This window comes from Geobacter sp. (assembly GCF_030834625.1).
Lineage (GTDB): Bacteria > Desulfobacterota > Desulfuromonadia > Geobacterales > Geobacteraceae > Geobacter.
On the sequence record NZ_JAUQXO010000099.1, the window covers coordinates 51,595 to 63,607 of the forward strand.

General features: G+C 59.5%; 9 protein-coding genes. 4 read left to right on the top strand and 5 right to left on the bottom strand.

The window, feature by feature from the left end; all coding sequences use genetic code 11:
• Window positions 1-95: 95 nt before the first annotated feature.
• From RCH91_RS21320 to RCH91_RS21340, 5 genes are all read right to left on the bottom strand, one after another.
• Window positions 96-659, bottom strand: coding sequence for a cohesin domain-containing protein (locus RCH91_RS21320; protein ID WP_306537499.1), 564 nt, complete (start codon window positions 657-659; stop codon window positions 96-98).
• Window positions 660-859: 200 nt separating this feature from the next.
• Window positions 860-2,023, bottom strand: coding sequence for a dihydrolipoamide acetyltransferase family protein (locus RCH91_RS21325; RefSeq protein ID WP_306537501.1), 1,164 nt, complete (start codon window positions 2,021-2,023; stop codon window positions 860-862).
• Window positions 2,024-2,205: 182 nt separating this feature from the next.
• Window positions 2,206-3,168, bottom strand: coding sequence for an alpha-ketoacid dehydrogenase subunit beta (locus RCH91_RS21330; protein ID WP_306537503.1), 963 nt, complete (start codon window positions 3,166-3,168; stop codon window positions 2,206-2,208).
• Between the two features lie 176 nt (window positions 3,169-3,344).
• Entirely contained in the window at window positions 3,345-4,403 is a 1,059-nt protein-coding gene (gene pdhA, locus RCH91_RS21335) for a pyruvate dehydrogenase (acetyl-transferring) E1 component subunit alpha (protein ID WP_306537505.1), read from the bottom strand.
• 30 nt (window positions 4,404-4,433) lie between these two features.
• Window positions 4,434-5,828, bottom strand: a complete 1,395-nt coding sequence (locus RCH91_RS21340) for an MATE family efflux transporter (protein WP_373694422.1) — start codon at window positions 5,826-5,828, stop codon at window positions 4,434-4,436.
• 319 nt (window positions 5,829-6,147) lie between these two features.
• On the opposite strand from RCH91_RS21340, the gene RCH91_RS21345 reads away from it, so the two are divergent.
• The 4 genes from RCH91_RS21345 to RCH91_RS21360 all read left to right on the top strand — a co-directional run bounded on the left by RCH91_RS21345 (window position 6,148) and on the right by RCH91_RS21360 (window position 11,924).
• Entirely contained in the window at window positions 6,148-8,532 is a 2,385-nt protein-coding gene (locus RCH91_RS21345; protein WP_306537509.1) for an Ig domain-containing protein, read from the top strand.
• 99 nt (window positions 8,533-8,631) lie between these two features.
• Window positions 8,632-9,462: a hypothetical protein gene (locus tag RCH91_RS21350; protein ID WP_306537511.1), complete on the top strand. Its 831-nt coding sequence runs from the start codon at window positions 8,632-8,634 to the stop codon at window positions 9,460-9,462.
• Between the two features lie 28 nt (window positions 9,463-9,490).
• On the top strand, window positions 9,491-10,984 hold the full coding sequence (locus tag RCH91_RS21355; protein ID WP_306537513.1) for a DUF11 domain-containing protein: 1,494 nt from the start codon (window positions 9,491-9,493) through the stop codon (window positions 10,982-10,984).
• 34 nt (window positions 10,985-11,018) lie between these two features.
• Window positions 11,019-11,924 (top strand): hypothetical protein, encoded by a 906-nt coding sequence (locus tag RCH91_RS21360; RefSeq protein WP_306537515.1) that lies wholly within the window; start codon window positions 11,019-11,021, stop codon window positions 11,922-11,924.
• The last annotated feature ends 89 nt before the right edge of the window (window positions 11,925-12,013 follow it).

Sequence of the window (12,013 nt, forward strand, 5' to 3'; positions counted from 1 at the left end):
GCCGCCGCCCCGGCGGGGCGGCGACACGTCATATCTGGATGAAGCTTAACGCGGGAGGGTGGAAAGTCAAAAGGGGGTGGAGCCGGCGCCCGTTCTCAGGAGTGCCTGCGCCGCCAGACGGCAAGCCCGGCCAGTCCGGCGCCAAGGAGAATCAGGGTGCCCGGCTCGGGGACGACGTTAACAGCGGCGCCTTCAGTGGCGATGTCGGTGATGAAGAACGAAACTATTTCATTTTCGCCGGTTTCCGGATTGGTAAGGATAATATCCCCAATGAGATCGTTCACGAACAGATCCACGATGCTTGTTCCGTGGGCAATGCCCGTGAAGGAGAAGGTCGCCAGCTCACTTGGCGTAACAAAAGAGGGGGCTAACCCCAGCAGATTGAGGGTGCCCGGCACATGGGAACTGAAATCAACATAATTGCCGACTATGGCCAGGTCGTCGTTGTAGTCAAGAATAGCCGGGTCATACTGGACGTCGATGTCGAATCCGCCCAGACCGATTCCCTGGTCGAGCCCTGACAGGAGCAGGCTGAAGCTGGCGGTGTTGCCAAGGTCGATGGTCTGGTTTTGCGGGATCAAGGACAGTGTCACGGCTTGCGCCACGGAGCCGATCATCAGGGTGCATGCGAGAATGATCAAGGTCAGGGTTCGTTTCATCGGTTCCTCCTTTGGGATGTGCGCGTTGCGCGGTCAACCGATTACTTCAACAATAAACATGCCAAAAACTAACTGTCTAACATTTATATGTTTTTTGAAGAAACGGGGGGATTAATCAGGTGTTTGTGTAAAAAAAATCGACGGTAGGTGTAAAGATGACTTTGCAGGATGTTCTGTGACCGCAGTTTCGGGAGGGCCGCTCAGGTGCTCTCGATGAAGAGGAGCGCCGGGTCTTCCAGGTAGGCGACCACCTTTTGAAGAAACTGGGCCGCGTCGGCTCCGTCGGTGACCCGGTGGTCGAAGGTGAGGGAGAGGGGGAGGATGCGACGGATGGCGATCTGGCCACGGTGGACCCAGGGGCGCTCGCTGATGCGGCCGAAGCCGAGGATGGCCACGTCGGGCCAGTTGATGATGGGGGTGGCGAAGACGCCGCCGAAGTGGCCGTAGTTGGTGAGGGTGAAGGAGCTCCCCTTCAGCTCGTCGAGGGCAATGGTCCGTTCCCGGGCTTTCCTGCCCAGTTCCTGGATCTCGGCCGCCAGTTCGATGATGCTCTTTTTGTCCACGTCGCGGATAACCGGCACCATGAGGCCGTCGGGGGTCTCCATGGCGATGCCGAAGTGGTAATGGCGCTTGAGGACGATGGTCTCGGCCGTGTCGTCGATGGCCGCGTTCAGGTAGGGGTGCTCCCGCAGGGCGTGCTGGACCGCCTTCATGAAGAAGGGGAGGAAGGTGAGGTGGGCGCCCCGTGATTCCACGGCCCCCTGCTCCCGCTGCCGAAGTTCCCAGAGCTCGGTGATGTCCGCCTCCTCCATGCCGGTGACGAAGGCGGTGTTCCGCTGGGAGGCGATGACGTTCCGGGCGATGGCGCGCCGCACCCCCCGCAGGGGAACCAGCTCTACCGGGCCGAAGCTCTGCGTGGGCTGGGCTGGTGCGGGGGAAACCTTCTGAAGGTCGTCAGGTGTGATGCTCCCCCGGGGGCCGCTCCCCCGGACCGTGGACAGGTCGATCCCCTGCTCACGGGCCAGTTTCCTCACCAGGGGGGTGGCGATGATCTCGTGCTCCTCCTCCACTTCAGGAAGTTCTCCCACGATCCCCACCGACTTGGGCCGCTCCGGTGTCACCTCGCCTTCCTCAACAATAGTGAGAAGCGTCTCCCCCACCGCCACCGTCTCACCCTCGTGCCGTGTCAGTCGGCCGACCCGTCCGCCGCGGGGGGAAGGTACCTCCACCACCGCCTTGTCGGTTTCCACCTCGGCCACGGGCTGGTGCTCTCGGACGGCGTCGCCCTCCTTCACGAGCCACTTTCTCAGCTCGGCTTCGGTGGTCCCTTCACCGAGATCGGGGAGTTTGAAGTCGAAGGGCATGGGTTTCTCCTGTCGATTTGAAAAAGTCATTAATAACACGGAGCAACGGAGCAACGGAGAAATCAAAACCTATCCATTCAAGATGCAGTGAAAACCGTGCGTATGCTTTGGTAAAGCAATGGATTCAGGGTTTTCTCCGTGTGCTCCGTTGCTCCGTGTTATTCCAATTGCTGTTTCCAGGTTTAATACTGCAGCACCTCGTCCAGCGCCGCCTGGATCCGCTCCGGCGACGGCAGGTAGTGGTCGATGAGCTTCGCCAGGGGAACTGGCACGTTGGGACCGGTCACGCGGATGACCGGTCCCCGGAGATGGAGAATCGCCTCCTGGGCCACGGTGGCGGCTATCTCGGCGCCGAGGCCGCAGGTGAGGGGGGCCTCGTGGACCACTACCAGCCGGCCTGTCTTCCGTACCGAGGCCAGGAGCGTCTCCCAGTCAAAGGGAGAGAGGGTCATGGGGTCGATCACCTCGGCGTCGTACCCCTCAATGGACTTCATGACCCGCTGGAGCATGCTCCCCCAGGCAACTACCGTGACAGCGTTCCCCGGCCGGGCAATGCGGGCCTTCCCCAGGGGAAGGGTGTACTCACTCTCCGGCACCTCCTCCTTCACCATCCGGTAAAGGCGGGTCGGCTCCAGGAAGAGGACCGGGTCCGGGTCGCGGATGGCGGCGGTGAGGAGCCCCTTGGCGCTGTATGGCCCCGAGGGGACCACCACCTTCACCCCGGGCATGTGGCAGAAAAAGGCCTCGGTGCTCTCCTCGTGGAGCTCCGGCGCCTTGATGCCGGCGCCGTAGGGGGTGCGGACCACGAGCGGCGCAGTGAAGCGCCCCCGGGAGCGGGTGCGGATGCGGGCGGCATGGGCGAAAAGCTGGTCGAAGGCGGGGTAGATGAACCCCATGAACTGGATCTCCGCCACGGGCCGAAGCCCGTAGGCCGCCATCCCCACCGCCGCGCCGACGATGGCCGACTCCGCGAGGGGGGTGTCGATGACCCTCTCCGGGCCGAACTGGTCAAAGAGTCCCTCCGTCACCCGGAAGACCCCGCCGTCCCTCCCCACGTCCTCTCCGAGGACCACCACCCGGTCATCCCGGGCCATCTCCTCCCGGAGGGCGAGGTTTATGGCTTGGACCATGTTCATTTGGGGCATCGTGAATTAACACCTTTCATCCAAAGACAATTCGAATAACACGGAGAGACGGAGAGCACGGAGCAGTCAACCCAATGAACTTACTTGTTTTGCAACCAAGAAGGAGAAATGGCTCAGATTGTTGTTTAAGGATAACTTCTTGATTTTCCTCCGTGTCCTCCGTCTCTCCGTGTTATTCAGGAACGTGTTTCCCGCTGCTGCCGCTGTCTTGCCGACAACTCCCCGCTCACGAAATCGAACATCTCCCCCGGCGCCGGCGGCGGCACCGCTTCGTAGCGCCGAACCGCCTCGTCGATCTCCCCTTCCGCCTTTCCCTTCATCTCGGCGGCGTAGTCCTCGTTCCAGAGCCCCCGCTTCGCCAGGAACCGCTCGTAGCGCAGGATCGGGTCCCTCTCCCGCCATTTTTCCGTTTCCTCGGGGGAGCGGTACCGGCTCGCGTCATCGGAGGTGGTGTGGTCGGACATCCGGTAGGTAAGGCATTCGATGAAGGTGGGTCCGGCGCCGCTTCGGGCCTTCTCCAGGGCCTCCCGGGTGGCCCGGTAGACGGCCAGGACGTCGTTGCCGTCCACCTGGAGGCCGTCAAAGCCGTAGGCCAGTGCCTTCTGGGCAAGGGACTGGGAGGCGGTCTGGGCCGAAAGGGGAACCGAGATGGCCCACTGGTTGTTCTGGCAGATGAAGACCGTCGGGAGCCCCAGGACCCCCGCCAGGTTGAACCCCTCGTGGAAATCCCCCTTGGAGGTGCCGCCGTCGCCGAAATAGGCGATTACGGCGATCCGGTCCCCTCGAAGTTTTGCGGCCAGGGCCGCCCCGGCCGCGTGGGGGATGTGGGTCCCCACGGAGACGCAGATGGGGAAGATGTTCATGCCGTCGGGGGTGCGGAGTCCCCGCTCGTCCCCTCCCCAGTACTGAAAAAGCTGGTGGGCAGGATAGCCGAGGGTGAGGTGCACCCCCATCTCCCGGAAGGAAGGGAAGACCCAGTCCCCTTCATGGATGGCGAAGGCGCTCCCCACCTGGGCCGCCTCCTGCCCCAGGACCGACGGGTAGGTGCCGATCCGCCCCTCCCGCTGGAGGGCCAGGGCGCGGCCGTCGTAGGTGCGGGTGAGGAGAAGGAGGTAGTAGATGCGCCGCAGTTCGTCCCCCGAGAGGTCCGGGACGAGGGGTTCGTCGGCTGACCCGTCTGGGGCGATGATCTCCAGACGTCTGACGGAAAAGGTGGCGAGGATCGATTCGGGCATGGGTAAAGGGTAGCGGGAACCGGCCCGGAGTCAAGGGGCGGGCCCGTTGCCGCCGTTCTGCATGATCGCCGCATCGGCCTCTTCGGTCACCAGCCGCAGCACCCGGCGGGTATAGAGGAGCGACACCGCTGCCGCGCTCCAGGTGACGAGAAAGACCCCCCACCAGATGCCCGGGAGCCCCCATCCGAGCCCCACGGCCAGGAGCCAGAAGACCGGCACCGGCAACAGGATCTGGCGGAAGAGCCCGATCCAGAGGGCGAAGGCCGGCCGCTGGAGCCCCTGCAGGGCCGAATTGTTCACGTAGAGGATCGTGTAGGCCCCAAGCACCAGGGCCTCCACCCGGAGAAAGGTCACCCCGTGGGCGACCACCAGCGGATCGGCGGTAAAGAGCCGCACCAGGGGCTCGGCCGCCACGAAGACCAGCACCGTTCCCCCCGCCATCATGAGGAGCCCCGCCCGCACCGCCCGGGAGAGGGTCTCCCGCACCCGGGCCAGCTTTCCCGCCCCGAAATTCTGGGCTGCCAGGGACAGCACCGCCACGTTCAGCCCCATGGCCGGCAGGAGCACGATCTGCTCGATGCGGGTGCCGATGCCGTAGGCCGCCACCGCCTCCTTGCCGAACCGCCCCGCGAACCAGGTGATGACGAAGATGCCCAGGGACACGGTCAGCATGTTGAGGCTCGCCGGAACCCCCTGGCCGAAGAGCCGCCGGAACGGCTCCCGCCGCGGCCTCAGGAGTCGCAATGACCGTCCCGACAGAAGCCCCGTCCGTCGCACGCGCCCCAGGAGGTAGATGTTCCCCAAAGCCTGGATCATCACCGTGGCCAGGGAGATCCCCCGTATCCCCATGGCCGGCACGCCGAACCCCCCGTACATGAACCAGGGGTCCAGGACCAGGTTCAGGAAGAATCCCGTCACCAGGAAGTTGCGGAAACTCTTCGTATCCCCCGAGGCGTTGAGCATGGAGTTGAGGACGTAGTTGCCGACGAAGAAAACGGAGCCGGCCACGATAACGTTCATATAGGCGAGGGCCAGCTCCAGATACCCGCCGGAAGCCCCCATGAGCCGGAATATGGCCGGCGACGCCGCGAGCCCACCCACCGTCAGGAGGAGGGCGTGGAAGATGCCGAAGGATATGGCCTGGGCCGCATACAACTCCGCATCCTCCCGCCGACCGCTTCCCATGGCGTGGCCGATGAGGGCCGTGGACCCCATGGAGGTGCCGGCACCAATCGCCAGGATGATGAAAAAGAGGGGAAAGGAGAGGGAGAGCGCCGCCAGTGCCTGGGTGGAGATGAGCCCCCCGTAGAAGGTATCCACCACGTTGAACATGGTGTTGAAGAAAAAGCCGGTCCCCACCGGCACGGCGAGCCGGGTGAGGAGCTTCGGGATGGGGTCGTGGATCAGGTCGGGGGGTGGGATCATGGTGATAATGTACCATTTCACCGTTTTATTGTCGGCAAGGGATGTCGGGTACCAATAAAATTATTTTATGGAGCAGCTTGACAGAGGATTAGACGAGGCTAAAATTTGCTAACATCGATTGATTACAGGTACTTAGGAAAAGTAGCCCGGCCGCATGCTCCGTGGAAGGAGTCCGCCATGCAACACGTCCTTTCCGCCCTTGCCAGATATTTCCTCCCGAGCCCGCCCCCTCCTTTTCGTTGGCCTCTACTCCCCTGTCCCAACCATCACTTTATCTCTGCCCGAGTAACTTGCCATAATCACGGCGAGGTGTACGCACATGGATTCGTCCTCAGAAACAAATGATACCTGTGAAGAAACCGGCGAAGGCAACAATAGGTCGAATATCCCCAAGATCGGCTTAACGCTTTCACCTCTGGCGAGCTTTGTCTGCCTAGTGGCTGTATTTGCCGGCAGCTCTGGTGCTGCCGTCATCTTCCAGCAGTATCTAATTCCGGTTGTCATCGCCATACTGGCTTATTTGATCGTTATTCTTATGTTGGCAGTATTGAATGAAGATGAAATGCGCAGATATTTTGGAGCGCTGATCGCCACAGGCACGCTGCTTCCCGTGACGCTGGTCATGACCACTGTGATCACACTTGGTCTTGGGTGGGCCGTCCCTGCGCGTTGCCAGTCTGGAGGAACGTTCACCTTGTTCTGGGGATCGGTCATCGCGGTATGGGGGTGGTTCGTGGCGGCCTTTATCTGCAGTCGTTGTGCCGACTTTGCGAGCGCCGTGCCCAGTAGCGCGGGCGAATTCGGGAGGCGCCTTTGCCAGGTCAAATCGGCACACCATATCCTCTGCTCGGAGGTCTTGAGCGACCCGAGTAAATGTGGAAATGCGAAGACAGCAACCGTCTGCATGGAAATTCAGTGCCAGGTCGATGAAATTGACAAGACAATCAAGAAGTCCGGACCTCCGTGGGTGCTGGGGACGGGGTACATGAATGTGTGGGGACGTCTGTACAGTGCCGAGGAGGCCTTGATAGAAGTCCTGCCCCAGGAAAAGGTTGTGGAAGGTGCGATTCGTGATGAGTTGCGACTTGAGGGTTCCGATATGGACCCAAAACAACGTGATGAACTGCTGGAAAAATTGCGAAATGCGGTATGCGTCATCGATTCCGGTGCCAGGCAGTTTCTGAAAAAAACAGTAATGGTTGCCCCGACCCTGGCAATAAGCACCCCCTCGCAATTGCCTGTGCAGCAGATCAATACCGACTTTTCCCAGTTGCTCCAGGCAACCGGTGGAACGCCACCCTATATGTGGGAAGTGATCAGTGACTCCAAGGTGGTAGAATTGAAGGCAGCCGGCCTTCAGCTTGACAACAGAACGGGAGTGTTGAACGGCAATACGCCGAAACCTCACGACTTCGTATTCCAGGTAAGGGTCACGGACAGTAACGACTTATCGGTTACGAAGTGCTTTTCGCTGGCAGTCAAAGATAAAGTGACCGCCACTGCTTCTCCTCCATCGAATTCTCCGCTCAACGCCGAGGCACGGTCAGTGCTCCGGTCCGTGCGCGCTTCCATCAACGAATATCGCGAGGCCCGGTGGAACGGGCTTATTCTCGCGCGAAACCGTCTGATGGCGACGCTGTTTTTCACATCCCTCACGGTCTACGTGCTGCTGATACTCGCCCTTGTCGAGAATGCGTCCAGAGGGTCGGTTATCGCGGCTTCGGTTTTCTATATGGTGGGGGCGGCAATTGGTCTGGGAAGCCGCTTGGGGAGCGAGAGCGAGAACAAGACCGGATTCTATGATTACGGCCTCTCGGCCGCCGGTCTGGTTACTGTGCCGGTATTCAGCGGCTTGACGGCCCTTGGGGGCGTTGTCCTCATCGCAATGCTTCCATACGCCGGACAGATATTGGGGCCGCTCCAGTCTGAGCCCCTGGCAATAGTCACTCCCCAACAACTGCGGGATGCCACCGTTGCCGAGCGATACTTGCAACCGTTGGAGGCCCGGGGCGGCACGAAGCCCTATACCTGGGCCATGAGCGCCAACGCCCTGAATGGGATGCCGGACGGTCTGGGGCTTGAGAGCAGCGGTGCACTGAGCGGGACGCCAACCAACAGCGGCAGCGCCAGATTTGCCCTGCGTGTTACTGACAGCTCCGGCGCCACGGCTGAAAACGTTTTTGCCCTTACCATAAAACCGTTGCCGGAAAAATTGTCCAGGCTTGCCGTCGATACCACTTCGCCGTTACCCGCCGCCACGGCGGGAGAGAGTTACTCCAAGAGATTGCAGGCCCTTGGCGGCAAACCGGCCTATACCTGGAGTGTGGTTGGAGATTCGTTGCAGGGGAGCGGTCTGGAGCTGGACAAGAATACCGGTGAACTGAAGGGAGCGCCAAGGAAAGGCCAGATCTTTACCTTTACTGTCGAGGTAAAGGATGCCGTCGGGAAGTCTGAGCGGAAGACTTTATCTCTCCCGGTGAGGCAGCCTGAACAGGCGTCAGGAAGCGGTGTTCCCACAACGGGAGGAACGGCCGGGTCAATTCCTACTCTCAAGGAGGTATTCAACCTTTCAAAGAATCTGGGAGGGATTCTCATCGCCGCAATTTTCGGCTTGACCCCCAGTCTGCTTTTCGACCGGCTCAAGCAGATGACGGACAAATACAAGCAGGATCTTAAGAGCAGTCAGACGACTCAGGGGAAATAGCAGGCTTGAACAGGCGTCAGAGCGGTTCGGTTTACTTCCAAAGGACGGATTCAATCCCTTTCGGTTCCATGCCGTCAGGGACAAAAGGGGGAGCGGGCCATGTACGGAAAGATCAAAATAATGACGGCTCATCTGGTAGCGATGGTGGTTCTGAGCGTGGGTTTGGCAGTGAATGTCTGGGCGGTGGATGGGGTGATCGAGATCAATCAGGCCAGGGCGCTGGCTGGCGGGGTGACCCCGGGCGATGATCCCGGATTTCCCGTAACCATAAGCCAGCCGGGTAGTTATCGGTTGACGGGTAATCTTACGACCGGGGCAGCAAATACTCACGGAATTAATATTATAGTCGAAAATGTCACCATTGATTTGAACGGGTTTGCCATATCTGGCCCGACAATCTGTGTTGGGGTCCCCTTGGTTTGTAATCCGCCGCATTTTGGCAATGGGATTTCTGGGCAGGTCTCACATGTTAGTGTTTTCAATGGTTTTGTAAGGGGAATGAGCTACGGTGTGGCATTAGGTTCAAATGGACTTGTCCAAAAAATACATGCAACATCAAACTCTTCTGCCGGAATAATCACTGGCGCTGGATCAATTGTCAAATATAATACTTCTGATCATAATGGAAATGGAATTCACGGAGAAGGTATAATTGTTAATAACTCAGTAATGAGTAATAGCAACATTGGAATTAATGCTAGAGGCACTATTGCTGGAAATAGTGTTGATTGGAACCATAACATAGGAATTTATGCAAACAGTAGTTTAGTAATAGGTAACAGTGTGTCAAACAATGCTTCATACGGTATTTATATAGTGGGCGGCGGTTACGGTGACAACGTGCTCTTTCACAACAACAACGATGGATCCCAGGTTGTGGGTGGTGTAAAGATCGGAACTAATGTCTGCAACGGTACGGTATGCCCGTAATAGCCAATGGCGCTCAAGGAGGTGAACCATGTTCTATTCCGCGACAAAGCGCCTGCTTGTTTCGTTGGCAGCCCTATGTCTGATCGCTTCAGCAGCAGAAGCGGCCACACGCCTGGAGAGCATGAGCTTTTCTCCCGACATCACTTTCGACACCGATGGGGGCACTGTGGCCGCCGGAAGGTTGATTGATGAAAACCTCACCACCGGCTCGCTTACGCCTATTCCCGTCGCGTCCCTTCCCATGGGGACCAGAATCATCGCTCATGCAAGACTCCCCTCAGGTGCGCGGCTCCTTTCTTTCGACACTGCCGTGGACCTTCCGGGCGCGGGCGTTACCCGCCCCGGCGACGTGGTTCGCTTTGACGGGAGTGAATTCGTGAAGCATTTCGACGCTGCCGCCAGGGGGATCCCTGCCGGCGCCATGACTGACGCCGTAGCCGTTGACGGCAACGGCACCCTGCTTCTTTCCTTTGACACGGCCGTCTCGGTTGGGGGCGTTACAGCGATACCCTCGGATATGCTGAGCTTTAACGGAAGCACGTGGAGCATTTTCTTCAGCGGCAGGAGCGCTGGCGTCACCGGGGGGCTCAATCTCGACGGCGCGCAACTCCTGCCTAACGGGCGTCTGCTTCTCTCGTTCGACGGCAGCGGTACCATCGGCGGGATTACTTTTGACGACGAGGATATCCTGGAGCACGACAGGACCTCGGGAACCTGGGAGTTGGCCTACGACGGGTCACAGCGTCATCCCCAATTGCAACCGGCCGATGTTGTCGCGTTTCATGGTGTACCCGCCCCACCAGCCGCCGATCTCTCGGTGATAAAAACCACCCCCGCCACGTATCTTCTGGGCAATAACCTGACTTACGGCATCAGCGTGACCAATGCGGGCCCCGATCCGGCCACCGGCGTTACAGTGACCGACATCCTTCCCGCCGGACTCTCCTATGTCAGCGTCCTCTCCGGTAAGGGTATCTGCGGCGCCAGCGGGGGGACGGTTGTCTGTGACCTCGGTACGATGGCCGCCGGCGAGACCACTACCGTTTCCCTCACAGTCAAACCGACTGCACCGGCAACCATAACCAATGCCGCAACAGCAGTCGCCACCGAAACTGATCCGGTGTCCGCCAACAATTCCGGACAGGCCACGACGGTTCTTATTTTGGGTCAGCCGCGTCTTTCCGGCGCCATAGTGGCCAAAGCGGTGGTATCCCAGACGGCGACTCATAAGACCATGTCGGTGGATTTGAAGCTGACGAACACCGGCACGGGCCATGCCCGTAGCGTCACGATAAAGCAGCTCGTCCCGCGAACCCTCTCTGGGAGCGGGACTGTGGCTGTAAGCAGCCCAGCAGTGCCAATTACCGTCGGCAGCCTGGACGTCGGAGCCTCTGCGATGATCAGGTTCACCTTGTCGGTCCCCTTTACGGTTACCCGGTTCTCAATTACCGAGAGCGGGAGCGTCCAGGATGCCGTGGGCACCGGTTTCACCTACTCGGTTGTGCAGAGCATTATGCCCTGAGGCTAATTCCAAGGATTTGACGGGGAGCAAGGTTATGAGACGTCTTTTCCATGCGCTGGCCATGATGCTGAGTTTCGCAGCGTGGGCGGTGGCGGCTGAAGCGTTCACGTATAGCTTTTCGACGGTGCCGACAGGCGGCGATATCTCCGGAACTGCAGGTTCCACGATCGGGTGGGGCTACACCATCACCAACAACGACAGCACAAATTGGCTGATGACGACAGGCTTGAGTGCCGGGGTGTTTCAGAAGGCCACACCGGACGGATCATTGTTTGACTTGCCGGTTCTGCCGCCATCTGCCTCCGTCACCGTCCCCTATGATGGAATCCGCGGCCTCTACGCACTCACGCTGGATACCGATGCCCCCTTTGGACTCAGCAACAGCGGCATTTTCAGTCTCAGCGCCGACTGGTACGCAGGAGATCCCCTGGGTGGCGGCACTTTCCTGGAATTTGCAGCCGATGCAACCGCGGCGTATTCAGCTGTGGTGACTGACCGTTCGAACCAGTGGAGTTTTCAGGTGCCCGCGGCCGATCTTGCCGCTCCGGCAGGTTCATCAGTTGTCTGGAGATACATAATCAGCAACCCTGATCCGATCAACTGGCTGATGATGACAGAAATTTCTGCCGGACTCTTCGTGAAAGGGGTTCCCGACGGGGCTCTTTTTGATCTGCCGCTTGTCGCACCCAGCACCGCGGTAACAGGGGATCTCTACTCCTTCCTCTGGGATGCCGACGCAGTGACCGGTGATTTCAATGGTGGAATATTCACCCTTAATGGTGAATGGTGGGATGGAGACCCCTTCAATGGTGGCAGATACCTGGAGGGGGCGCCCGAGCGGAGTGTCTGGTACTCGGTTGAAGCAGAAGGGGGAGCCGAGCCCATACCCTATAGTGGACCCCAATTTCAGGACAATAGTTTAAGATGGTGCCTGCGATAAAAAGGAGCAGGCAATGAGTGAACGGAAGCGCAAAAGCTTCACCAGTCAGTACAAGACGAAAGTTGCTCTTGAGGCGATCCGAGGCGTCA